At 40.1% G+C, this 24,866-nt stretch carries 27 protein-coding genes and 1 tRNA gene; 26 read left to right on the top strand and 2 right to left on the bottom strand.

Going from position 1 to position 24,866, the window contains the following annotated elements; genetic code table 11:
* The first annotated feature begins 83 nt into the window (after window positions 1-83).
* Window positions 84-1,862 carry an S-layer homology domain-containing protein gene (locus CLNEO_RS09335; RefSeq protein WP_066087809.1) on the top strand — a complete coding sequence of 593 codons (1,779 nt, stop codon included), beginning with the start codon at window positions 84-86 and terminating at the stop codon, window positions 1,860-1,862.
* A 115-nt stretch (window positions 1,863-1,977) separates the two neighbouring features.
* Here the strand turns inward: CLNEO_RS09335 and CLNEO_RS15840 are convergent, their stop codons facing one another.
* Entirely contained in the window at window positions 1,978-2,142 is a 165-nt protein-coding gene (locus tag CLNEO_RS15840) for a hypothetical protein (RefSeq protein WP_157723537.1), read from the bottom strand.
* Between the two features lie 548 nt (window positions 2,143-2,690).
* On the opposite strand from CLNEO_RS15840, the gene CLNEO_RS09330 reads away from it, so the two are divergent.
* From CLNEO_RS09330 to CLNEO_RS09275, 11 genes are all read left to right on the top strand, one after another.
* A complete protein-coding gene (locus tag CLNEO_RS09330; RefSeq protein ID WP_066087808.1) occupies window positions 2,691-3,110 on the top strand; it encodes a YjdF family protein in 420 nt (139 codons plus the stop codon).
* Between the two features lie 540 nt (window positions 3,111-3,650).
* Window positions 3,651-3,723 (top strand) — tRNA-Thr (locus CLNEO_RS09325).
* Window positions 3,724-4,017: 294 nt separating this feature from the next.
* The gene (locus CLNEO_RS15420; protein WP_157723536.1) at window positions 4,018-5,301 is read left to right on the top strand and encodes a DUF3825 domain-containing protein; all 1,284 of its coding nucleotides are present in this window, start codon (window positions 4,018-4,020) and stop codon (window positions 5,299-5,301) included.
* A gap of 1,120 nt (window positions 5,302-6,421) precedes the next feature.
* Window positions 6,422-6,784: a NifB/NifX family molybdenum-iron cluster-binding protein gene (locus CLNEO_RS09315; RefSeq protein WP_066088065.1), complete on the top strand. Its 363-nt coding sequence runs from the start codon at window positions 6,422-6,424 to the stop codon at window positions 6,782-6,784.
* Complete coding sequence (locus CLNEO_RS09310) at window positions 6,781-7,620, top strand: 4Fe-4S binding protein (protein WP_066087806.1); 840 nt, start codon at window positions 6,781-6,783, stop codon at window positions 7,618-7,620. Before CLNEO_RS09315 ends, CLNEO_RS09310 begins: the two co-directional genes overlap by 4 nt.
* Window positions 7,617-8,474: a nucleotide-binding protein gene (locus CLNEO_RS09305; protein WP_066087800.1), complete on the top strand. Its 858-nt coding sequence runs from the start codon at window positions 7,617-7,619 to the stop codon at window positions 8,472-8,474. Before CLNEO_RS09310 ends, CLNEO_RS09305 begins: the two co-directional genes overlap by 4 nt.
* Window positions 8,475-8,549: 75 nt before the next feature.
* Complete coding sequence (locus CLNEO_RS09300) at window positions 8,550-8,909, top strand: NifB/NifX family molybdenum-iron cluster-binding protein (protein ID WP_066087798.1); 360 nt, start codon at window positions 8,550-8,552, stop codon at window positions 8,907-8,909.
* Between the two features lie 369 nt (window positions 8,910-9,278).
* Window positions 9,279-9,488 carry a hypothetical protein gene (locus CLNEO_RS09290; protein ID WP_066087792.1) on the top strand — a complete coding sequence of 70 codons (210 nt, stop codon included), beginning with the start codon at window positions 9,279-9,281 and terminating at the stop codon, window positions 9,486-9,488.
* A 111-nt stretch (window positions 9,489-9,599) separates the two neighbouring features.
* On the top strand, window positions 9,600-9,812 hold the full coding sequence (locus CLNEO_RS09285) for a hypothetical protein (protein ID WP_066088062.1): 213 nt from the start codon (window positions 9,600-9,602) through the stop codon (window positions 9,810-9,812).
* A gap of 61 nt (window positions 9,813-9,873) precedes the next feature.
* Entirely contained in the window at window positions 9,874-10,323 is a 450-nt protein-coding gene (locus CLNEO_RS09280; protein ID WP_066087790.1) for a SufBD protein, read from the top strand.
* A gap of 101 nt (window positions 10,324-10,424) precedes the next feature.
* Complete coding sequence (locus tag CLNEO_RS09275) at window positions 10,425-10,991, top strand: GrpB family protein (RefSeq protein ID WP_066087787.1); 567 nt, start codon at window positions 10,425-10,427, stop codon at window positions 10,989-10,991.
* Between the two features lie 86 nt (window positions 10,992-11,077).
* Here the strand turns inward: CLNEO_RS09275 and CLNEO_RS09270 are convergent, their stop codons facing one another.
* Entirely contained in the window at window positions 11,078-12,007 is a 930-nt protein-coding gene (locus tag CLNEO_RS09270; protein ID WP_066087784.1) for a P1 family peptidase, read from the bottom strand.
* Window positions 12,008-12,139: 132 nt separating this feature from the next.
* Here CLNEO_RS09270 and murA point away from each other — a divergent pair, with 132 nt between their 5' ends.
* From murA to CLNEO_RS09200, 14 genes are all read left to right on the top strand, one after another.
* Window positions 12,140-13,393, top strand: coding sequence for a UDP-N-acetylglucosamine 1-carboxyvinyltransferase (gene murA, locus CLNEO_RS09265; protein WP_066087781.1), 1,254 nt, complete (start codon window positions 12,140-12,142; stop codon window positions 13,391-13,393).
* Window positions 13,394-13,398: 5 nt separating this feature from the next.
* Entirely contained in the window at window positions 13,399-14,184 is a 786-nt protein-coding gene (locus CLNEO_RS09260) for a cell division protein FtsQ/DivIB (RefSeq protein ID WP_066087779.1), read from the top strand.
* A gap of 26 nt (window positions 14,185-14,210) precedes the next feature.
* Window positions 14,211-14,927, top strand: a complete 717-nt coding sequence (locus tag CLNEO_RS09255; protein ID WP_066087776.1) for a DUF881 domain-containing protein — start codon at window positions 14,211-14,213, stop codon at window positions 14,925-14,927.
* Window positions 14,927-15,295 (top strand): small basic family protein, encoded by a 369-nt coding sequence (locus CLNEO_RS09250; protein ID WP_066087774.1) that lies wholly within the window; start codon window positions 14,927-14,929, stop codon window positions 15,293-15,295. The genes CLNEO_RS09255 and CLNEO_RS09250 overlap by 1 nt, the downstream gene beginning before the upstream one ends.
* A gap of 117 nt (window positions 15,296-15,412) precedes the next feature.
* On the top strand, window positions 15,413-16,528 hold the full coding sequence (ftsZ, locus tag CLNEO_RS09245; protein ID WP_066087771.1) for a cell division protein FtsZ: 1,116 nt from the start codon (window positions 15,413-15,415) through the stop codon (window positions 16,526-16,528).
* A 213-nt stretch (window positions 16,529-16,741) separates the two neighbouring features.
* Window positions 16,742-16,864, top strand: coding sequence for a hypothetical protein (locus tag CLNEO_RS16420; RefSeq protein ID WP_278276623.1), 123 nt, complete (start codon window positions 16,742-16,744; stop codon window positions 16,862-16,864).
* A 258-nt stretch (window positions 16,865-17,122) separates the two neighbouring features.
* Window positions 17,123-18,028 (top strand): substrate-binding domain-containing protein, encoded by a 906-nt coding sequence (locus CLNEO_RS09235; protein WP_066087766.1) that lies wholly within the window; start codon window positions 17,123-17,125, stop codon window positions 18,026-18,028.
* A gap of 336 nt (window positions 18,029-18,364) precedes the next feature.
* Window positions 18,365-19,204: a phosphate ABC transporter permease subunit PstC gene (gene pstC, locus CLNEO_RS09230; RefSeq protein WP_066087764.1), complete on the top strand. Its 840-nt coding sequence runs from the start codon at window positions 18,365-18,367 to the stop codon at window positions 19,202-19,204.
* Entirely contained in the window at window positions 19,204-20,073 is an 870-nt protein-coding gene (gene pstA, locus CLNEO_RS09225) for a phosphate ABC transporter permease PstA (protein ID WP_066087761.1), read from the top strand. Before pstC ends, pstA begins: the two co-directional genes overlap by 1 nt.
* Entirely contained in the window at window positions 20,070-20,819 is a 750-nt protein-coding gene (pstB, locus tag CLNEO_RS09220) for a phosphate ABC transporter ATP-binding protein PstB (RefSeq protein WP_066087759.1), read from the top strand. Before pstA ends, pstB begins: the two co-directional genes overlap by 4 nt.
* Before the next feature lie 2 nt (window positions 20,820-20,821).
* Complete coding sequence (phoU, locus tag CLNEO_RS09215) at window positions 20,822-21,490, top strand: phosphate signaling complex protein PhoU (protein WP_066087756.1); 669 nt, start codon at window positions 20,822-20,824, stop codon at window positions 21,488-21,490.
* Window positions 21,487-22,146 (top strand): HD domain-containing protein, encoded by a 660-nt coding sequence (locus tag CLNEO_RS09210; protein ID WP_066087753.1) that lies wholly within the window; start codon window positions 21,487-21,489, stop codon window positions 22,144-22,146. Before phoU ends, CLNEO_RS09210 begins: the two co-directional genes overlap by 4 nt.
* A gap of 14 nt (window positions 22,147-22,160) precedes the next feature.
* Window positions 22,161-22,835 carry a winged helix-turn-helix domain-containing protein gene (locus tag CLNEO_RS09205; RefSeq protein ID WP_066087750.1) on the top strand — a complete coding sequence of 225 codons (675 nt, stop codon included), beginning with the start codon at window positions 22,161-22,163 and terminating at the stop codon, window positions 22,833-22,835.
* Window positions 22,832-24,487, top strand: coding sequence for a sensor histidine kinase (locus CLNEO_RS09200; protein WP_066087746.1), 1,656 nt, complete (start codon window positions 22,832-22,834; stop codon window positions 24,485-24,487). Before CLNEO_RS09205 ends, CLNEO_RS09200 begins: the two co-directional genes overlap by 4 nt.
* The last annotated feature ends 379 nt before the right edge of the window (window positions 24,488-24,866 follow it).

The raw sequence follows: 24,866 nt of genomic DNA, 5'->3' as shown, positions 1-24,866 counted from the left end.
AAGACAGAAATTGACCTTCCCATTTATAATATTAGGTGTTGCAATTATGCAGCAAAATATTATATATCAGGAGGTTCACAGAGATGAACAAAGCAAGAAAAACCAGTTTTAAACAAATCCTATTGACCATGTGTCTAATAGGTGTAATGATGATATTTCAATCATTACCAGTGATGGCTGCATCAGGGGATGAAGCAGTCACAGTTGAGGTCAGTACCCTGGCAGAACTGCAAGCAGCAATCCAAGCTGCACAGGATGGGGATGTCATTGGGTTCAAGGGTCAAATTGAATTATTTGCTGATGCAGTAATTGGTGACCCTGGCAAGCACATCACACTGAAAAGAACAGCAGGCAATAGTTATTTGGCATTGTCCTATTCAGAAGCACCCTTCTTGGTGCAAAATATCACCTTTGATGGTGCTGAACTATCATCAAACTTTTCCTTCATCAGTATCGGTTCAGATGTCACCTTCCAGGATGTGACCATAAAGAATGTTGTGTCACCAATGCCTGGTGGTGCTGTTTCAATTGGTGATGGTGAAGTATATTTCAAGAATTGCACCTTTGATTCCAACAGCAGTATGGATGGAAGTCATATAAGAATCAATTCAGGTAAACCAACCCATATTGAAAACTGCACCTTCACAAATGGTCATGTTACTGGAAAAGGCGGTGCAATTCTGATTGCATCACCGTCATCAACATGCAACATCACATCAAGCACCATCACTGGAAACAGTTCAGGCAACCTTGGCGGTGGAATTTATAACAGTGGTGTGTTGACCATCACTGACAGCAAGATTTTCAAAAATACAGCTACAAATGGGGGTGCTGACATTGCCAATGACGAATTTGGAACACTGACCCATGAACAAGACTTGGAAGTGTTACAAGCCTTATATGCTGATGATAACATAATTGTCAAAGGTTGGGTGTCAGATTTCACTGATGTAGCAGGTGGTTCTTTCTTAAAATTAGACTTTGAACTTCCTGCACCCCCACCAACAGCAGTCATCCTTGATTCAGCATCCCTGGGAACGGCAGGTGATGGAAAAATCACAGGTCTTACATCAGGTAAGAAATACAAGATTTCAGTGGATGGAACAACAAGCTATGTGAAAGCAGATGGAACACTGACATCATTGGAATCAGAATCAGGAACATTGACTGGAACAGAAATTGTTGGGTTGACCAATGGGAAGACTTACAAAGTTGAAGAATATACACCAGTTCCAACCCCTACACCTGACCCAACACCAGTGACACCACCTTCTTCCAATAACAACAGCAGTGGTGGAAGCAGTCATTCACATTACACCCCTACTGTCACAACAGTGACCCAACTTGAAACCAAGAAGGCTGTTGTGCTATCCTATGGGAAGGCTGTCCTGGACACCACAAAGACAGAATATCTGATTGGTTATACTGATGGTATGCTTGGGGGAAAAGACACTTTAACAAAGGCACAGTTTATTCAAATCGTGTATAGACTTCTGACCCCTGAAAGTAGGACTGCTGTTTATTCGGACAAGAGCAGCTTCAAGGATGTTGCATCCAATGCTTGGTATTATGAAGCGGTCAACAGCATGACAAATGCAGGTCTGATTTCAGTGGGTGCTGATGGGAAGTTCAACCCTGATAAGAATGTCACCTGGGGTGAAATGGTCAACATCATGGCAAAGTTTGCGAAACCAAATTCTGAATGGAAGATAATCACCAAGCATTGGGCAAAGGATTCTTTGAACACTGCTATATCTTATCGTTGGTTTGAATACAATGACCAATTCAACCCTGATGGTGAAGTGTCCAGGCTTGAAATGCTGAATTTCATCAATACCATGTTCAAATGGTCAAAACAGTAAAAAATCAACCTCATATTTTCGCTTATATGACCTTTTTTCAAGGGTCTTGATATATTTGTACCCTTGATTTTTGCACTAAAAAAGCACCTTTGGATTTCTTCTTCCAAGGGTGCTTTCAATAATCAATTTCTTTCTTGTAGACAACATCAAAAGGTGTATTGGTATCAAGTGCCTTCTGAATCAGCTTGGTGATTTCTTCGTCATCCATTTCCCTGACACAGAAGGTTGGAAAGTTGTCAGCAAATTTGTCTGCATACTGATTCAGCATTTGGTCAAGCATAAATACACACCCCTTTCAATGGTTCAATGAACTTTAGAATATTATACCACTTTATTGAACTATGTGCTATAATTAAGAATTGAAAAGATAACTTCAAAAATGTGATGATGAAGGTCACCTGGTTCATCATTAAAATTGGTCATTTAAGCCTTGTTTTATTTCAATGATAACTTGTAAGGGGTAACACCCTAAAATTGAAATTTGACCATTATATGAGTTGTCAGAAGCAATCACAAATGACATACATTGATGATGAAAAAGACCACTTCCAGGATGAATAAAATTACTTCATTTGGAAGTGGTTTGTTGTTACTATCATGTTACTAATGGGGGTCATTTTAGACTAAAATTATACAGGATAAAAGTTCAGCAACCCTTGAAAACACTGCGTTTCTTACACTGGTAAATTGAACTTATTTATGATATAATGATAAACAGCGAAGATAAAAACACAGATCCGGTTGGTAGTCCGGACGCAGCGGTAGCTGTCAGTAACCTGCCTCCTTGGTTGTCCGTTCTTTGTTATGAATGAATAAGGAGGGATAAACATGGATCAAACGATGGCAAAGCTTACTGTTTTTTTTGAGGAACCTTTTTGGATCGGCATCTATGAGCGTGAAGCAGACGGAAAATATGAGGTCAGCAAGATTACTTTTGGTGCGGAGCCAAAGGATTATGAGGTATACGAATTTCTCCTCATGAACTGGAAAGGCTTGAGATTTAGTAAATCCATGGAGGTTGAGCGCATTGCCCAAAAGCGAATTAATCCGAAGCGAATGCAGCGAGAAATAAAAAATCAGCTGCAAAATAAAGGCATCGGAACAAAAGCGCAGCAAGCGCTGAAGCTTCAGCAGGAGCAAGGAAAATTGGAACGCAAAAAATACTCTCGTGAGCAAAAAGAAGCCCAAAAAGAGAGGCGGTTTGAATTGCGCCAGGAAAAACGTAAGGCAAAGCATAAAGGACATTGACTTTGCTTTGCAATAGGAATGGCGGAATGCAGATAATGCTAACAAGAACAAAAAAGTCCGTTTGTGGTGCAATAAATTTGCATTGCAATGCGGATTTTTGCGTTTATAATTCATAATAAGGCATTGTGCTTGATGCTTACTCTGTTTTATAATACAGGAAAGATAATTGATTGTTTGGCTGATAGATTTTCCAGAAGGGCTTTCTTGATGTTACAGATAGCGGCAGTATTTCTGTTTAAGCAAAGACTGAGGTGATCTTTTTTTGAAAAAATGAACCTTTTTCGACAGGAGAGAAAATGCTTGATTTTCTAATTTTTAAGAAGTTAAGCTGTTTTTCCCATGCTTCCATGAAATTTGTTTAAAATAGAAGTATTCAAAACAAAGTCAAATTTCCTCATGGACGCAGATGGTAAAATTCAGTTGAAAAGTTGTAAAGTTGTACAAGGAAGGATTGCATTTTATTTTACACTATGCTATAATTGCAACGATGTCACGATTTTTGGCATGCCGTTTTATCGAAAAAACGGAATCAATGAATGTGCTACTGTGGCTCAGCTGGTAGAGCAGCTGATTCGTAATCAGCAGGTCAGGGGTTCGAGTCCCCTCAGTAGCTTCAAACCCTCTAACTTATGTTAAGAGGTTTTTTTTTGCCCAAAAGTTTGTTGACCATTGAGGTAACATGGGCAACAATGGTAGGTAGGTACTTGTAGTTAAAAGTTTATGGAAATGAAATTATTTTTGAAATTTGTATGCAAAGGCATAATTTTATATCTAAATTCAAAAGACATATTACCTTTGTTTTAGTCTGTAAACTATTGTGCTATAATTAATTAAGAAAATTGTTGGATTTTAAATGATTTTATTTTTTGACTAAGTTTTATAGAAAATTTATTGGAGGTTTGCTTGCATGGAAAAGTATTATGACGAAACAAAATCTGGGCTATATTCTTTAGGGTATATTAGTAATGAAACTGTGTACATCTCGGATTTACAGAAAATTACTAGAGCAACTGTGACTGGTACAGACTTAGATACTTTTGTACAAAACGAAATTAATTCTGGCAAAGTTGGATTTTATGAATATAAAAATGGTAACCCAAGTGAAGCGAAAGAATTCAACTCACAAACAAGAATTAAATTTATTGATACTGGGTATTTAAATTTGAATAACGATAATATTATTGCTTATTTCAAGAAAGATAAATATGGTAGATGGAGTGGGGTTTATTTTTGCACAAAAAAAGAACTTTTTAACAGATTAAATGCTTATAATATGGGGTTAATTAAGTTTCGCTCATATCAAGATGCAAATGATTTTATTTGTACTTTACATAGTCAATTGATGCCTGGAGAAAAATGGGACTTTGCAGAAATAGATACTTCTTGCTTTCGTACAAAAACGCAATATCCTATTTTAGAATCGTATATTACACAAGTGTTTAGTAAACTTTTCATTGAATATGATGATGACACAACTAAAAATCATCATAAAATTGTTTTTTCAGAAGATAGAAAACATTGTATTTTCAATTCTGGACTATTAACAAAATATGCGAAAGATGTAATCATTATTGGTGATGTATATGAAAAAAATGGTACTTTTGTAGCATTGAATAATCCACGTAAAATAGATAGTAAAATAAAACTGACCACTGAATATAATTTCTTATCAAATGACATAAAGGAATGGCCTCATGTTATAGAGTTTTTTGTTGATATAAATGATATTATATTTGACACAAGGTTGGAAATTGATATGACGGAAGAGAAGTTAAATCATTCAATTGTCGATGGTATAGAGAGAAATAGATTTCCAGAACAGTACAAAAATACTTTCGATGAATCACAACTTCCATCACTTGCTAGTAAATTAGAGGCAGGTATTAAGACTGCCAAAACAATTGCCACCAGAAATTATAAATATGTAGTTCCACAATATAGACCGCAGAGAGAAAATGAAATTGGAAAAATACAGTTTTTGATGCCTATATACTTAGAGGGGACATATGGGAAAGAAGCTGATTTTGCCCTTGTTTTAAATAGAGTAGGGGACTACTATATACCCGAAACGATATTAGAACTTTCTATGGCTTATAATAACGCACGTTTAATATGTAAACCTGATGATTCATGGCTAAATCCAAATATTATAACAGAAATGTCAAATGATGATGAAATTCAGAATATATAGAATAACAAATGGCTACTGTAAAAGCCTGAATTTCTAAAAGAAAATCTGTGAGAAATGCACACTTTTTGTTTTTAAAAGGCTGGTTTCACAATATTTTAGCGTGAGGGTTATGGTTTGGAAGATACAGAATATGCACGTCATATGGGGAAAAAGATTGATTTTTTCTCACGAGAAATTGGAGGGAAACCAATGCCCTACCCTTGCAATTTTTATGTTTTACAATTTACTAAAAGGCATTATTTCAAATAAGTCGGGAACTCTTGAAAGTTAAGGATTTTGAGTATGATGAAATGCTTTTGTAATGAGCAGGCCGTGGGTTCGATTCCCACCAGTAGCTTGAAAAACCTTTGTTTTTTAAAATCAGAGGTTTTTTAGTGTGCCCAGCATGGGCGCACTCTAACGGGTGAAAGTCCCGCGTGCGGGTTAGTAGTGCCAAGCACATAGCCAAGAGCAAGGGTGGCCTCGGCAACGGGAAATCTGAGGAAGCTGGAGGCAAACTTCTGGACTCACGAACAGAAGTCATATCAGGTATATATAGATCTGGCAAGGCTGCTGCATAAGCCAAAGCCTTAAACTATCCGCGGGGTCTATTGGAAACAATGGAAGAAAGTCAGAAGAAACTTAAAAGGCGAAACAGCATGGAATTAATGAACGGAAAGCATGGAAGTTTGCAAACAAAAGAAAAGGCTATTGGAGAATTTCCAACAGCCCTATTCTAAGTAAAAGTCTAGGTAACCAAACATTAACAACCTAGGAGTTATTTATTTTTTTATTTATTACTCGAAAGTTTGTGTAGACGAGAGAAGCGTCGTATATGGAACCGTACGAACGGTGGTGTGAGAGGTGGGGGCTAATCAATTAATGATTAGCCTCGATCTCAATTTTTTTAAGAATATGAAAAAGTAATAAAAATTGGGGGATAAATAATTTGATAAAAAAATCGTGAGGAATTGCGAAAGGATTATTGACATATGACATCAATCGTCGTACAATAAAATAAATGGCATATGACAAAAACAGATTTGGATTTATAAGGGGTGATAAGAAATGCACCTTTTTGATTGCCATAGGGTTTTTGCTTATTGGCTGTTTGGAAAACAAAAACGAAAGGAGTTTTTTTATGAAAATTGCAATTCCTGTGAATGAAATGCGTGTGGAGGCTGAGGTATGTGTTTCTTTTGGCAGAGCACCTTATTTTTTGTTTTATGATACGGAAAGCAGGGAAACGGAATTTATCCCAAATCCAGCGGCAGCGGCACAGGGCGGCGCAGGCATAAAGGCGGCGCAGGCTATTGTTGATGGGGCTGCCAATGTTTTACTTACTGTTCGTAGCGGCGAAAATGCCGCAGAGGTTTTCCATGCCGCTAAGATCATGGTTTACAAAACAACGAAGGTAACTGCCAAGGAAAATATTGACGAGTTTGAGAAAGGGCAGCTTGCACAAATGACACATTTTCATGCAGGCTTTCATGGGAAAATATGAGAATTGCGGTTTTAAGCGGAAAAGGCGGAACAGGAAAAACCTTCGTTTCGGTGAACCTTGCGGTAACGGCAAAAAATGCTGTCTATATTGATTGCGACGTGGAGGAGCCGAACGGACGGCTGTTTTTTAAGCCGCAAAACATAAAAGAAGATGAAGTGCATACCCTTTTGCCTCGCCTTTTTGAGGAAAAATGCATTGGCTGTCGCAAATGTGTGGATTTGTGCCGATTTAATGCCTTGAGCTTGATTAAAAATAAGCCTATTGTTTTCCAGGAGGTCTGTCATTCCTGCGGTGCTTGTTCTCTAGTCTGTCCCACTGGGGCGATTTACGAGGTGGAGCGTCCTATTGGGGTGGTAGAAAGCGGCTTTTACGGAACGGTTCAGGTTGTAACGGGGATTTTAAATGTGGGCGAGGCGAGCGGTGTTCCTGTGATACGAAATGCACTAAAAGCAGAAAACGCCGAAAAAAAAACAATGATAATCGACTGCCCTCCGGGAAGCGCGTGTACAGTCATGGAAAGTGTGCAAACGGCGGATTACTGCGTTCTTGTTGTGGAAGCAACTGCCTTTGGCCTGCATAATTTTAAAATGGTGTACGAGTTGGTAACGCTTTTGAAAAAACCCTGTGGGATTGTGATAAATAAAGGGGATCATGTATATGCTCAGTTAGAAAGTTTTTGCAAGGAAAACAATATACCTGTACTTTGCCGCATTCCATATAAAGAAAAATTGGCACGGATTGGGGCAAGGGCGGGAATTGCTTGTGAAGAGGATGAAGAAACAGGGGAACAGTTTTTAGCGCTTTTGGAAAAAATCAAAGGGGAGGTGGAAAAATGAAAAAACTCCTGATTTTAAGTGGCAAGGGTGGAACGGGAAAGACCACTACTGCCGCGGCATTGATTGATTTTTCAAAAGCCCAGGCTTTCTCCGATTGCGATGTGGATGCACCAAATTTGCACCTTGTTGCAGGCATAAACAGTGAGCCGAAAAGGACAGATTATTATGGCTCCGAAAAAGCGATTATTGACCCAAAAAAGTGTAAGAGCTGCGGCATTTGCTATAAAAATTGCCGTTTTGATGCCATTATCAAAGAGGGAGAAAAGTTTTCTGTAAATCCTTATGCCTGCGAGGGCTGCGGTGTTTGTATGTATACCTGTCCCCAGGGCGCTGTTACCATGGCGGAAGATATTGCTGGGGAATTGATGCTCTATCAAAAGAAACGCTTATTTTCTACGGCAAAGCTAAAAATGGGGCGGGGAACGTCAGGGAAGTTGGTGACGGAGGTGAAAAATCAGCTGGAGAATGCCCCTGATACGGCAAAACTCGCCATCATTGACGGGTCACCGGGGATTGGCTGTCCGGTCATTGCTTCAATCAGTGGTGTGGATTTGGTTTTGATTGTTGCCGAGCCTTCTCTTTCGGGAATCAGCGACATGAAGCGCATTCTAAAAACGGCGGAAATTTTTCAAACAAGGACTGTGGTTTGCGTAAATAAATTTGATACTTGCATTGAGAATACGGAGGAAATAGAAAGACTTTGCTCCAAGGAAGGAATCCCCTTTGTGGGGCGAATTCCCTATGATAAGCAGGCATCCACTGCCATTAATGAAGGTCACAGCTTGGCGCAGATAAGCTGTCCGGCAGGAGATGCTCTGTATCAGGTTTACGAAGCAATCAAGGAATATTTTTGAGATTAATTTTTAAAAAAATTGGTTTTTTATAATGCAATTATTTTTAAAACGTTTAATAAGAAAAGGAGAATGAATATGAAAATTGCAGTAGCATGTATGAAAGAATTGGTGTCACAGCATTTTGGGCATTGCGAAAGTTTTTATGTTTTTGATACAGAAAACGGAAAGATTACAGACGGAAAACGAGTAGCAAATCCTGGTCATAAACCTGGTTTTTTGCCTAATTTTTTAGGAGATATGGGGGTAGCGGTAATTATTTCCGGTGGAATGGGTGGCGGTGCCATTGAAATATTCAACGAGAGAAATATTGAGGTCATTGTGGGTGCAGAGGGAGATGCAAAGCAGGCTGTGGAAAGCTATCTGAAAGGCGAATTAAAATCCACTGGTTCGGTTTGCCATGATCATTCGCATGCCGACGAATGCGGAAATCATTAAGGAAATTATTAAGGAAATCATTGTAAAAGGCAATCACAAAAAATGCGATTGCCTTTTTTGTTTCGAGGAAATGCCATAAACGAAATGGAAAATTAATTCCCCATTCCTCCTCGGAATGGAAGGTGTTGTTTGAGAAGCACTGTCATACGGCCTTTGACCATATATTTTGGGCAGAGTGCTGCCGAAACAGAAGGAATTTCCTTATGTAATTGCAAAAGCTTTGATTGGGCAAAGGAAATTATGCACGCCTATCTTCTTAAAAAGGGGATTAGCCCGTATGACGTCATTGAAATTGTGCTTTCGAAAACTTCTGAAGCTTTGAAAAATGTGATAAAATAAAAGTAAAAATTGGAAGAGAGGCATTATAGTATGAGTAAATACAATTTATTATGGGAATATGTGCAAAAAAATGGCACCACCACATTTCAATTGACCTTTGATGAAATCAAGGATATTGCAGGAATACCTATAGACCATTCTTTTTTAAATTACAAAAAGGAACTAACGGAGTATGGCTATCAAGTGGGAAAAATATCTATGAAGACGCAGACAGTTATTTTTAATAAAATCAATATTTAATTGCTGTTATTTCAATCATTTCGCCAGGGAATTTTTGAATGCAGCCATGTTTTTATGTTATAATGACAATTGAATGAAATTAATTTTGATGTGGAAATTGAGGAAAAAACCATGATTCGTAAATCTTTGAAAAGCGCAATTGGTATCAGCATTGGAGTAGCCATAGGGAAATGCATTTTGCCCAGACTGATTTTTACTGAGTTATATAACGATACCTATCCGCCAATTTGGAAGCAAGCAATCCTTTCTCTTGTGGTTGGATATATCACAGCTTTCTTGGTGGTTCTCTTTTTCAATTGGATAAAATCTTTGAGCTCAAAATGAAGCTTTGTAATATATAATAGCACCGGTATCAAAAAAAGTTTTATTTTGCGAGGTGAAGGGCATGGATAACATTCAAATTTTGGTGGAAGGTTTAAGAAGTAAGGATGACAAATATGCCTATCAATGTTTGAAACATCTGGAAGAAGAGAGTAACCGAGGGAATGATGTTTATAGATTTTTCGATGATTTCGCAGAGTTGCTGGACAATGGAAATTCATATTTACGCACAAGGGGAATTTTTCTGATTGCGGCAAATGCAAAGTGGGATAAGGATAATAAGATTGATGAAATGATTGACAAATATCTGGAGCATATTATGGATGAAAAACCCATTACGGCAAGGAAATGCATACAAGCTTTGCCCCTCGTTGTAAAAGCCAAACCGGACTTAAAGGATTGTGTAATGAATGCGTTGTTTCATGGCAATTCCCAACGTTATCAAGAAAGTATGCAGTCCTTGGTTGCAAAGGATATTCAAAAAGCCTTGAAGGAGATCAGTAAGATTTCATAAAGGAAACAACAAAAATTTAGGGTGTTATCGTTTGAAACGAGGGCACCTTAATATAATGGTAAATTGGTTATCTATATAGGCATAGGGGAGGAGGGCTGTGTATGTCGAAGCCTTTATCAGAAATGAGCTTACAGGAATTGTGGCAGTTATTTCCTATTATTTTAACAGAACACCAAGAGCAATGGAAGGACTGGTTTGAGGAGGAAGAGGCTGACCTGCATAAGCTATTTTCGCAAAAGCAAGTTATACGAATTAGTCATATAGGAAGTACGTCCATAAAAGGAATTTGGGCGAAACCAACGATTGATATTCTTGTGGAGGTATCTCCAAAATGTGATTTAAATGAGGCGAAACATGTTCTTATTGCTCATGGCTATATCTCTATGTCAGAAAGTGAAAATCGGATTTCACTGAACAAGGGATATTCGGTAAGTGGATTTGCTCAAAAAGTGTTTCATCTGCATTTAAGATATTTAGGGGATAATGATGAGCTTTATTTTCGGGATTTTTTAGATGACAATCCAGAAATCGCAAAGGAGTACGAAAAATTAAAATTATTTTTATGGAAAAAATATAAACACGACCGTGACGGATATACCCAAAGTAAGGCTACCTTCATTTTGGAGCATACAAAAAGGGCAAAAAAGAAGTATGGAAATAGATATTGATTTATATAGACAACACAAATTCAGGGTGTTTCGTTTTAGACGATGACACCCTGAATTTAAGTTTAGTGCTGTAATTTTTGACAGTATTAAAATGGTTTTGCTGCCTTTACGCCGCGAAGTACCGCTTGTTCTGTGACCTTTGCCGCCAGTATTCCTACCAAATCCACAGGGGCGGTGGGGAGGATGATTTCTTCTGTGGAGAGGCAGAACAAGGTGTCCCCATCCATGGTAGTATGAACAGGAGAAATGCATCTTGCAAGCCCATCATGGGCCATACCTGCCACCTTTGCCCCTTGGGCTTTCGTAAGCTTTACGTTTGTTGCAATGACGCCGATGGTGGTATTTTTTCCACGAAAGGAAAGGGTGGAGGCATGATTGATAATCCCTTGGGCAGTGTCCAAAAAGTTTCCGTTTTCATCCCTTGTGCCGGCGATGATTTTCCCGTTTTCCAAAACATCACCAAAGGCATTCACGGCAATCAAAGCAGCAACGGTAATGCCGTTTTCCGTTGTTTCGGCCCATGAGCCAATGCCGCTGTTGCACCATCCTGCCGTTCCTCTAAGTTTACCCACCGTTGCACCGCAGCCTGCACCCACATCTCCCTCGGCTAAGCTTTCGTCGGAAGCGTTTTCACATGCTTGTCTGCCCATTTCTTGATCGGGACGGCAAAAAGCGTCGCCGTTCTCCAGATCATAAAGAACAGCCCCAGGGATAATAGGGACGTTTGTAACACCTACGTCAAAGCCCATTCCCTTTTCTTCCAAATATTTCATTACGCCGCAGGAGGCTTCCAGTCCAAAGGCAGAGCCGCCGGAAAGAACAACAGCGTTTACTTTTTCCATGGCATTGATGGGGTTTAGTAGGTCGGTTTCCCTTGTTCCCGGGGCGGCACCCCGGACATCAACGCCGCAAACGGCGCCATTTGTGGCAATCACTACCGTTACACCTGTTTTCCCTTCTTGGTTTTGCGCATGGCCAACCTTTATGCCTTTAATATCTAAAATATTATGCTTCATGGGTTTGTCCTCCCTTTTTTCTTCCATATTACAAGGTTTTCAAGTTTTTGTAAACCTGAATGACGTTGGATATGCACCAAAGAAAATGTCCGCCGATACAATAAGGGTAAGATGCTTTTTGGAGGGAACAGCATGGGGTACTACTTGGTTGAGGGCGGAAAGCCACTTAGCGGTGAGTTTGCGGTAAGAGGGAGTAAAAATGCGGCGTTACCCATTTTGGCGGCAACACTTCTTGCGGAGGATGAAGTGGTGCTGGAAAATTGCCCGTTGATTCGAGACTTTTACCTAACGTTGGACATTTTAAAGACGTTAGGCTGTAAGGTGGAGCTTACAGGCAGGACGGCAGTCATCGATACAAGGCAAATCCATGATGTGAAAATTCGGGAGGAAACCGTACAAAAGATGCGTTCCTCCATCCTTTTTCTTGGTGCCCTTTTAGGCCGGGAAAAGCGAGCAGTTTTAGGGCATCCGGGGGGCTGTGCCATAGGGAAACGCCCCATTGATATTCATCTGAGCGCTTTTGAAAAAATGGGTGTGGAAATTAGGGAGGAAGATGGACTTTTTCATTGCTTGGCACCTCATATTTTGGGGTACCATATTTATCTGAAATATCCAAGCGTAGGGGCAACGGAGAACATTTTGCTTTTGGCGGCAAAAGCGGAAGGGGTGACGGTGATTCATAATGCGGCAAGAGAGCCGGAAATTGTTGCTTTGGTTCAGTTTTTACGAGCCTGCGGAGCTGAAATTTACGGCGAAGGAACCCCTTCTATTATGATAGAAGGGGTAAAAAAGCTTCATGGTTCTTATTTTTCCATCCCGTTTGACCGTATTGAAGCAGGCACCTTTCTTTGTGCTTCTGCCATGACAGGGGGAGAGATTTGCTTATTGGGAGCTGAAAAAAACGACATTGAAACCACAGTTGAAGTTTTGCAAAAAACAGGTTGTAATTTTATTTTTGAACCGGATCGGGTTTGTATGAGGCCGCCGAAACAGCTAAAATCAGATTTTTCACTGGTTACCGGGCCATACCCCAGATTTCCAACGGATATGCAGCCCATAATTATGAGTCTATTGACATTGGCAAAGGGAACTTGTATGATTAGTGAAACGGTGTTTGAGGCTCGTTTTCATCATGTTGAGGAGCTTTGTCGGATGGGGGCGGATATTGTTATTAAAGAAGGAATTGCGCAAGTTCGGGGCTGCCTTGGACTGCATGGGGCAGAGGTTTATGGCCGTGATTTGCGGGGAGGAGCAGCTCTTTTGATTGCGGCTTTGGCGGCAGAGGGGAAAAGTGTTATCTTCGGCGCGGAATATGTGGAACGTGGTTATGAAAAGATTGAGAACGCCTTTTCTTTATTGGGCGGCAATGTACGGCTAATGGAGTGAAAAAAATGTTAGGGAAAAAAAAGAAACGTATAAAAAACATTGAATTAATTGAAGATATTGATGATTATCAAAAACCCAATAAGGGGATAAATTCTAAATTTGTCATCGGGTTTCTTTTGCTTGTAATTGCCATTGCCGGCGTTTTATTTTCTCCCCTTTTTGCGGTCAAAGAAATTCACTCCGAGGGGGCGGAACACTTTACCACTACAGAGTTGGCAGAAAGAATTTCTCTTTCTCATGGGGATAATTTGATTTTATTTGGAAAGGGCAGAGCCGAGAAAATATTGGAACAAGATCCTTACATTGCTGAGGTGAAGCTTGAGGCTGAACTGCCCAATACCATGGTGATTCGGGTGAGAGAGCGCAAGGTAAGAGGATATGTGCCTTATATGGGTGCATACCTTTACATAGATGAAGAAGGCAGAGTGCTGGAAACGCAAAATGCATACCATGATGCGTTACCCATTGTAACGGGACTTAAGTTTGACAGCTTTCTTTTAGGAGAGGTTTTACCGGTAGAAAATAAGGAATCTCTGCTGGTGGTTTTGCAAATGTCGCAGCTTATGAAAAAATATAATCTTTTGAATCTTGTTGTGGAAATTGATGTGACGGATCCTAAGAGTGTTTATGCCTATATTAATAAGGTTGAAATTCGTTTGGGAGATATGAAGGATGCGGACCAAAAAATTCGTATTATCGGTGAAATTATGAAAACAATTCCTACGGAGGACAGAGGAACATTAGACCTTCGGGATTTGAATAAACCTATTGTTTTTCAGTACCTCACATAAGCTTCAAAGAAAAAAGGGGACAGGCTATGAGAAAGAACCATTATTTGTTTGCGCTAACGCTGATATGTATACTTTTGGGTATGATTATTGGCATTCAGTATAATACGGTAAAAAAGCAAAACAGTTTGACGGAAAATCAGAGATTGACAGAGCTGACGGCAACTTTAAAAAAGGTGCAGGAAGAAAAAGAAGCTTTACAAGCACGTTTAGAAGAAAAGGAAAAAATAATTAAGGACTATGAAAATGGTCTGAATTTTGGTGCAACCGTTGAAAATTTACAAAGTGAAATTGGGCAGCTGCGGGCATTTGCAGGGCTGACAGAGGTTCGGGGTGCGGGGGTTCGTGTAACCATGAATGACAGCAGTATTAAAAAAGGCGGCGACAGCAACGCATATTTGGTGCATGCCGAGGATCTTTTAGCTGTAATGAACGAACTGAACGTGGCGGGAGCCGAGGCTGTTTCGATCAATGGGCAGCGTATTGTAGGAAAAAGCAGTGTAAGCTGTGCCGGCTCCATTGTTATGGTAAATGGCGAACGGGTTGCTGCGCCATTTGAGGTTTTGGCGGTGGGCGATGGTGATATTTTGCAGTCTGCCTTAAAATTTCCGGGAGGGGTGGTGGATAATTTGGCACCTTGGGGAATTGAAATTACCATTAAAAAAGAAGCGGAGGTTGTGGTTCCGCCCTTTATACAAACAGTGCTTTATAAAGTACCTGTTTTAGAGCAGGAGGTGGACCAGTGATGATTGCGCCTATTTTGGGTTTAATTTGCGGTGTGTTAATTGGTGTGGCCAGCAAAGTGGTGATACCTTATGGATATTCGGGATATGTTGCGGTGGCAATTTTGGCTTGCCTTGATTCTGTTTTGGGCGGAATTTATGCTATTTTACAAAAACAATTTGATCTGAAAATTTTTGCAACCGGATTTTTTTGCAACGGAATTCTTGCGGTTGGCTTGGTTTGGCTGGGAAATCAGCTTGATATTAATCTTTCCATAGCGGCAATTGTTGTTTTTGGCTCTCGAATTTTTAATAATTTTAGTCAGATTCGAAGATTTTTATTGAAGAAAAGCCAAAAACAGATTATAGTAGTAACGGAAAAGGAAGAATAATGCGTTAAAAATTCCAAATTTTTTCTGAATTGTTTCCTTTTGCTATGGTAAGTATTGATTTTTTCGTGTATAATTATATAATATTATGTATTTCTTGATAATTAGGAGGGGATTTTTTTGCTCGAGTTTGATATCCCAATGAGCAGTGTAGCGCAGATAAAAGTAATCGGCGTTGGTGGCGGCGGCAACAACGCTGTTGACAGAATGATTGAAGATGGTTTAGATGGAGTTGAATTTATTTCAATTAATACAGATGGACAAGCCCTTGCAAAGGCTAGATCTACAACAAAAATTCAGATTGGTGAAAAGCTGACAAAGGGCCTTGGTGCAGGCGGAAATCCTGAGATTGGCGAAAAATCTGTCACTGAAACACAAGATGAAATTGCCCAGGCTTTGCGTGGCTCTGATATGGTATTTATTACCGCAGGTATGGGCGGTGGTACCGGTACCGGTGCGGCTCCCAGAATTGCTGCAATTTCCAAGGAATTAGGTATCTTAACAGTAGGCGTTGTAACCAAGCCCTTTAACTTTGAAGGTAAGAAAAGAATGAGTAACGCCGAAAAAGGTATCATGGAGCTAAAGAAAAATGTTGATACTTTGGTTATCATTCCAAACCAAAGACTATTGAGTATCATTGATAAGAAAACAACCCTTACTGCTGCCTTCAAAAAGGCTGACGAAATTTTGCGCCAAGGCGTGCAGGGCATTGCAGATTTGATTTCCAAGCCAGGTGTAATTAACTTGGATTTTGCAGACGTTCGTACAGTTATGGCAAATAAGGGCATTGCCCACATGGGAATTGGTCATGCCAGCGGTGAGAACAAGGCGGAAATTGCTGCAAAAATGGCAATTCAAAGCCCGCTTCTGGAAACAACCATTGAAGGTGCAAAGAGCGTATTGATCAACTTTAGCGGCGATATGAACCTTGGCTTATTGGAGACGGAAGAAGCGGCTGATTTGATTAGAGAAGCAATTGATCCCGATGCTGAAATCATTTTTGGTACAACCATCAATGATGAGCTTGAGGATGAGGTTATTGTTACTGTGATTGCAACAGGGCTTGATGGCGACATGTCTGCACCTGAGGTGAAAAGAGCCGAGGTATCTTCTGGGGCACAGGAAGAAGCACAGGAGGAAAAAGAGGAGGAAGTACGTCCAAAGAGATTTGCAGATTTGGATGATTTTGAATCCGAAATTAAGATTCCTGACTTTTTAACCAGAAAGAAATTTTGATACATACAAAATAATAAATAAGTGTAACTGTGGTTTTGTATGTGAATTGGGAAGCTATAGTAAAATTTATGCAAATATATCGGCAGACAGTGGTATTCATTGACTGCCGATTTTTTTATGCTTGTTTTCCAATGCTCCTTAATTTGTAATTATTTTTAATGATAAAAGGGAAAACTGAAGTTTTAGAAAATGCTTTGTATTATGAGAAATTTCATGGGGCAAGTACAAGAGGGCGGCTATCTCATTTCATCGCCATCCCAGTGTGAAGAAAAAGCCATGTTCAAGGCTGCGGGATTGCCAAGAACGGAGAGGTTAAGTGTGTGGGTGTTTCGCTGACAGGACAGCCGGAGAGATTGATGCTGTTCTCCCTAGCCGTAGTCAAGGGAAACGGCCTACTAATTTTAAGAAAGAATGAATCCAAAAATGAAAAGATAAAAACATACAAAGTCCTAAAAAATCCACGGGAAAAACACAAAATTCCGCCGCCAAATGCGATTTAACATATATTTAACAAAGGGATGATTTTTCATTTAACATAGACTAGATATACTTTCCTTGTATCTAATTGATAACAACAAAAAGGAGAGGAAAATAATGAAGAAGAAAATAGGCTTAGGCTTGGTTATGTTAATGGTAGCAGGTGCGTTGGCAGGTTGCGGCAGTTCCAGCAATAGTGCGGCAGACAACAAAGCGGAGGCTCCTAAGGAGTCAGAGGTAAATAATGCAGCAATTACCGTTATTTCCAGAGAGGACGGTTCCGGTACCAGAGGAGCATTTATTGAATTGTTTGGCGTTGAAGAAAAAGATGCAAATGGCACTAAAGTGGACTACACCGTAGATTCAGCAGAAATTACAAACAGTACAGCAGTTATGATGCAGACAGTTGCAGGCAACAAAGATGCAATCGGCTATATTTCTTTAGGCTCTTTGAACGATTCTGTTAAGGCATTGGAAATTGACGGTGCTGCAGCAACAGTTGATAACATTAAAAATGGCAGCTACAAAATTTCCAGACCATTCAACATTGCAACAAAGGCTGAAACTTCTCCCGCAGCACAAGATTTTATCAATTTCATTATGAGTGCAGAGGGTCAGGCGGTTGTGGAAAAAAATGGATACATAAGCCAGGGTAACACAGGTACATATGCAGCAGCAAGCGTTGAAGGAAAAATTATAGTAGCAGGTTCATCCTCAGTAACTCCTGTTATGGAAAAATTAAAAGAGGCATATGCCGCAGTAAATCCTAATGTAACCGTAGAAGTTCAGCAGAGCGATTCCACAACAGGTATGACCTCCACAATTGAAGGCATTTGCGACATTGGTATGGCTTCCAGAGAATTAAAGGACAGTGAGTTGGAGAAGGGCATTACCCCTACGGTAATTGCAGTGGATGGCATTGCAGTGATTGTAAACAAAGAAAATGCTGTTAAGGGCTTGACAGCAGCGCAGGTAAAGGATATCTATACGGGGAATGCAACAGACTGGAGTATTGCTCAATAAGCTTGGATCGCTAGATGAAGGGCTTATTGAAACAAATAAGTCCGAGTACAAGTAAAAACACCCAAGATCTAAAGGCATATAAGAATGGAAGCAAACAACAATCCCAACTCTTTTTTCCTTAATCTTTAAAGCATAGCATACATAAATGGTTTTCCACATTGCGCTGTATCTTATAAAAGCTTTTAGATCTTGTTTTGTATAAACGACGGGCCTCCAGGAAGGAACCGTCATTTTGTATAAATAAAACAAAGTGTATCAAAGGATAACGAAGGGCGGTTTGTGTAAAACAGATGGGTTTCCATGGTTTATATACTTTTGCGCTCGAGGAGGAATTATATGAAAGAAAAGGCAATGCAATGGGTTTTCTTGGCTGCTGCCTGTATCTCTATTCTTGCAGTAGCACTAATTTGTTTTTTCCTGTTTGCAAACGGTGTACCGGCAATTCAGAAAATTGGTATTTTTCAATTCCTTGTAGGAACAAAATGGAAACCCTCCAATGAATTATTTGGCATTTTTCCTATGATTGTAGGTAGCATTTATGTTACCGCAGGGGCAATTATTATTGGTGTGCCCATGGGAATTTTATGTGCAACTTTTTTGTCACATTTTTGCCCGGGAAAGCTTTATAAGATGATTAAGCCGGCCATCGAGCTTTTGGCAGGTATCCCCTCCATTGTATATGGTTTTTTTGGTTTGGTTGTGCTTGTGCCATTGATGCAAAATTTATTTGGCGGAAGTGGCAAGGGGATTTTGACGGCTTCTGTTCTTTTGGGTGTTATGATTTTACCCACGGTAATTGGGGTTTCGGAGGCAGCAATTCGTGCTGTTCCTGATTCGTATTATGAAGGCGCATTGGCGTTGGGCATCAGCCACGAAAGAAGTGTGTTTTTCACTGTGCTGCCTGCGGCAAAGCAGGGGGTTTTTGCAGGGGTTATTTTAGGCATTGGCCGTGCCATTGGGGAAACCATGGCGGTAATTATGGTTGCCGGTAACCAAGCAATTCTTCCTACGGGATTGTTTAGCGGTGTAAGAACCTTGACGGCTAATATCGTTATGGAAATGGGCTATGCAACGGATTTGCATAGAGAGGCGCTTTTGGGCACGGCAGTTGTTTTGTTTGTGTTCATTTTGATTATCAATCTTAGCTTCTCCTTTTTGAAAAGGAGGGACATATGATGGAAGCAATGAATCATATTACTTGGAGGGAAAAAATTAAAGGCTATAAAAAAGATCCTTTTTCTGCTTTGCTTTTGACTCTGGTTGTTTTGTCAGCAATCATTACGGTTGGCGTTTTGATTTCGTTGATTGTTTACATAATTATAAAAGGCGTACCCAACATTACGCCGGAGCTGTTTGAATGGAAATACAACACCGAAAATGTTTCTATGATGCCCGCTATTATCAATACCATTATCATTACTGCACTTTCCCTAATTTTTGCAGTACCCATCGGCATTTTTTCCGCAATTTATTTGGCAGAGTACGCAAAAAAAGGAAACCGCCTAATCCCTGTGGTTCGCCTGACAACAGAAACCTTAGCGGGTATTCCTTCTATTGTATTCGGTTTATTTGGGTATCTTTTGTTTAATATTCACTTTGGTTGGGGATACAGTATGTTAGGTGGTGCGTTAACGTTGTCCATTATGATTTTACCATTGATTATGCGTACCACGGAGGAAGCTTTGCTTTCTGTTTCCGATGCATATCGGGAAGGCAGCTTTGGCCTTGGGGCAGGAAAGCTGCGTACGGTATTTCGCATTGTCCTGCCTTCTGCGGTTCCGGGTATCCTATCGGGTGTTATTTTGGCCATAGGACGTATCGTTGGTGAAACTGCGGCGCTGTTATATCCGGCAGGTACAGCTACGGTTGTCCCTTCTAGTGTAATGCAATCGGGCAGAACCTTGGCGGTGCATATGTATGCTCTCTTAAATGAAGGATTTTATATCGATCAAGCATATGCAACGGCGGTTGTTTTATTGGTTTTGGTCATTGGGATTAATGCGCTTTCAGCGTTTATTGCAAAGAAAGTAGGGGTAAAGGAATGAGTAAAATATCCATTTCGGATTTGGAATTGCACTATAGCAATTTTAATGCATTGAAAAATGTAAATTTGGAGATTCCTGAAAAAGAAATCACGGCATATATTGGACCTTCTGGTTGCGGAAAATCTACATTATTAAAATCATTAAACCGTATGAATGATTTGATTGAAGGCTGTAAAATCACAGGAACGGTTTTATTGGATGGAGAAGATATTTATAGAGGCATGGATATTAACCTTTTACGCAAAAGGGTAGGCATGGTGTTTCAAAAGCCAAATCCATTTCCTATGACGATATACGATAATGTTGCCTTTGGCCCGCGTACCCATGGCGTTCGCTCCAAGGTGAAGCTGGACGAAATGGTGGAAAAGGCACTTCGTGATGCAGCAATTTGGGATGAAGTAAAGGATCGTTTGAAAAAAAATGCTTTGGGGATGAGTGGAGGACAGCAGCAAAGACTTTGTATTGCTCGTGCTTTGGCGGTACAGCCGGAGGTTTTGCTCATGGATGAACCCACCAGTGCCTTAGACCCCATTTCAACTTCCCGCATTGAAGACCTTGCCTTAGAATTAAAAAAGGAGTACACTATTGTTATGGTTACGCATAACATGCAACAGGCAGCGCGTATCTCTGACAATACAGCCTTTTTTCTTTTGGGCGAAGTAGTTGAATTTGATAAGACGGAAGAGCTCTTTTCAATGCCAAAGGATAAACGTACAGAGGATTATATCACAGGGAGGTTTGGCTGATTATGGTTAGAAGTCGTTTTGACTCACAGTTAGAGCAATTAGATGTAGAGATGATTAAAATGGGTGCTTTGTGCGAAGAGGCGATTAATGCATCCATGAAAGCTTTTTTGGAAAACGATGATGTTGCTGCACAGATAGCATCAGAAAAGGAAAATGAAATTGACCGCAAAGAAAGGGAAATTGAAGCCTTATGTATGCGCCTTTTGCTTCAACAACAGCCTGTTGCAAGGGACTTACGCCTAATATCTTCCGCATTAAAGATGATTTCCGATATGGAGCGTATTGGTGATCAGGCGGCAGATATTGCAGAAATCACAGCTTTTTTAAAGGACAATGACACAAAAAGTAAAGTGCATATTCGAGATATGGGGATTGCAGCAATAAAAATGGTAACGGAAAGCGTAGACTCCTTTGTAAATAAGGATATGAAGCTGGCGAAAAGCGTTATGGAATACGATGATGTTTTGGATAATTTATTTGTGGAAGTTAAGCAGGAATTGATTGACTTAATCGGTAAGGATAAGGCAAATGGGGAATTTTGCATTGATTTAATTATGATTGCAAAATATCTGGAACGTATTGGCGACCATGCGACAAATATTGCTGAGTGGGTTGAATATTCCATTACAGGAAGTCACGTAAAAATGGCAATGGAAGAAGGGAATAAATGATAACATACGAAGAAATAAGAAAAATTGAAGGGATCCGCACCTATATTAAAAAAGCGGACGAATCATTGGCAGCATTGGGCTATACGGAGCACTCCTTTGCCCATGTAACTAAGGTTGCAGAGTCGGTGGAATACATTTTAAAAACATTGGGCTATTCTCCTCAGGAAGTGGAATTGGGGAAAATTGCCGGATATTTGCACGATATCGGAAACCTAGTAAACAGGGTGGATCACTCCCAAAGCGGAGCGGTTATGGCGTTTCGTATTCTTGACAATCTGGATATGGCACCGGAGGATATTGCAACAGTGGTAACGGCAATCGGCAACCATGACGAGGGCACGGGAATTTCTGTAAACGCCATTGCAGCGGCGTTGATTTTGGCTGATAAGTCTGACGTACGCCGAAGCCGTGTAAGAAATCAGGATAAAACCACCTTTGATATTCACGACAGAGTAAATTATTCCGTGAAAAAGGCGGTTTTGAAAATCAATGAGGAACATACGATTATTAAGCTGAAGCTGACGGTTGATACACGTTATGGATCAGTCATGGATTATTTTGAAATATTTTTAGGGCGTATGATTATGTGCCGGAAGGCAGCGGAAAAGCTGGACTTACACTTTAAGCTGATGATAAACGAACAGTCTTTAATTTGAAAGGATGTTATGCTTTGATATATTTGGTTGAGGATGACAACAGTATTCGAGAGCTGGTTGCTTATACTTTAAACAGTGCCGGGTTTGATGCGGAAGGATTTGAAAAACCCTCCGCTTTTTGGGCTGCACTGGAAAAAGAGGTTCCTTCCTTAATATTGTTAGATTTAATGCTGCCGGAGGAGGATGGAATCAGTATCCTCAAAAAGCTTCGGGCGTCTTCAAAAACGAAAAAAACACCTATCATTTTACTTACGGCAAAGGGAAGTGAATTTGACAAGGTAATTGGCTTAGATAGCGGTGCCGATGATTATGTAGCGAAGCCTTTTGGTATGATGGAGTTGCTTTCTCGTGTAAAAGCCCTGCTGCGCCGAACGGAGCAAGAGGATGAAGTGGCAGAATATGTACTTGGGGGGTTGTCTGTCAGCCAATCTCGTCATGAAGTTACGGTTGATGGGAAAGAAGTAGTCCTTACGTTAAAGGAATTTGAGCTTCTTTGCCTGCTTCTGGAAAACAAGGGAAGAGTTATGACAAGGGATCAATTACTGAACCGTATTTGGGGATATGGGTTTGATGGTGAAAACCGCACCATTGATGTGCATATAAGAACCCTTCGCCAAAAGCTGGGCGGTTGTGGTCAATATATTGAAACAGTGCGGGGAATTGGATATAAGATAGGAGGAAATTTGTGACAAGGCGAATTTTCTGGGCCATTTTCGGTGTAGCCATGGTTATGATGCTGGCAGCAATTGGGTTGGTTTTTGGCATGATGAATGCTTATTTTTCTGCGGAGCGTCGGGATAATTTGCGCAGCCAAGCAGTTTTTATTGGAGCAGGAATACAAGCCAGTGGTTTTGAGTATCTTGAGCGTATGCCAATATCCTCTGAACGGATCACTTGGATTGATGAGGATGGGATGGTTCTTTTTGACAACAAGGCCAATCCGGAAAAAATGGACAATCATAGGGCACGGGAAGAGGTTGTTGCTGCGTTTGAAAACGGCGAGGGGTTTGGCGGTCGCTATTCCAAAACGCTTTCAGAGAAAACGGTATACTATGCTTTAAAGCTGGAGAATAATACTGTTGTGCGCATTTCTGAATTGACGATCAGTCCTGTTGCACTTTTTTTTACGATGACACAGCCTTTGGCATTTATTTTAGCCTTGGCAATTTTCTTTTCTATATTTTTGGCTCTAAAAACGGCAAAAAAAATTACTAAGCCGATTAATGATATTGATTTAGAACAGCCGGAACTGGCGGTTGTATATGATGAACTGACGCCTTTGCTGCGGCGAATTGCCGTTCAAAATAAGCAAATTTATTGGCAGATGCGAGAATTAAAGTGTCAAAAGCAGGAGTTTGATACAATTACTTCGAATATGCAGGAAGGACTTTTGGTTTTAGATGCCCAAGGGGATGTCCTTTCTTATAATATTGGTGCGATGCAGCTGATGGGAATTGAAACATCAAGGGCCCAGGCCAATGTGTTTCAGCTCAACCGTAGCGAGGGCTTTCGCCGCTCGGTGGAATCCGCATTGGCGGGTGTCCATCGGGAAGAAACGATTCAAATAGATGGGAAAATTTGCAAGATTTTTGCTAACCCGGTTTTTCAGGAGGATACTCTGGAAGGGGCAATTTTATTGCTTTTTGACATTACTGAGCAAGAGGAACGGGAGAGGCTTCGCCGAGAATTTACAGCAAATGTTTCCCATGAACTGAAAACACCCCTAACCTCAATTTCAGGTTTTGCAGAAATAATGAAAAATGGAATGGTGCAAGGAGAAGATGTACCCAGATTTGCAGGTAAAATTTATGATGAGGCACAAAGATTGATCCAAATGATTCAAGACATTATTAAGCTTTCCAAGCTGGATGAAAAACAAAGTATTATGGAAAAAGAAGCAGTGGATTTAGAGGTTTTGGTTCAAGAAACGGTGAAACGGCTGGAACCCATTGCCCAAAAAAAAGGAATAACCATTTCCGTAGTCACACAGCCAGCGGTCTTCACAGGTGTGAAACAGGTCTTGCAGGAAATGCTTTACAACCTTTGCGATAATGCCATTCGCTATAATTATGAAAACGGAAAGGTGACGATTTCCATGGAAAACAAAGAAAAAGAAATTGTGATTACGGTTTCTGATTCGGGAATGGGTATTGCGCCGGCAAATCAATCCCGCGTATTTGAACGGTTTTATCGGGCAAACGAAAGCCGTTCCAAGGAAACGGAGGGTACAGGCTTAGGACTTTCCATTGTGAAGCATGGTGCGATGCTCCATGATGCAAAAATAAATTTAACCAGTGAACTGGGTAAGGGAACAAAAATGAAGCTTGTTTTTCCCAAATAAAATGATTTATGAACCCTTTTTTCTCATGGAAATACCCGCTTTAAGTAATTTTGCAGGGAAAGCGTCGCTGGGAGTGTCGTTAGCTGTTAATAAAGATAATCTTTCCTCTGGCCTTTTATGAATCGATAAAAGGTCTTTTTTATGCGTTTTTTTGAAATTCCAGGTGGATAGCACATTAAAAATTTCTTGATGGTCGTGTTTTTTATGTTAGAAAATTACTGGGTTCTTAAATTTTTCCTCTCCATATCAGGCATATAGCATTAAAATGACACTAAAATTTTGTTCATTATTATGGATATTTCGATGACAAATATCTTGTATGCGAAATAAATTTGTGCTAGAATTAGCCCATAAGTAGGGAATTGCTTAAAGTAGTAAC

The organism is Anaerotignum neopropionicum (assembly GCF_001571775.1).
GTDB lineage: Bacteria > Bacillota > Clostridia > Lachnospirales > Anaerotignaceae > Chakrabartyella > Chakrabartyella neopropionicum.
The sequence above is the reverse complement of the archived record's forward strand: the minus strand, read 5'-3'. Positions and strand labels throughout refer to the sequence as shown.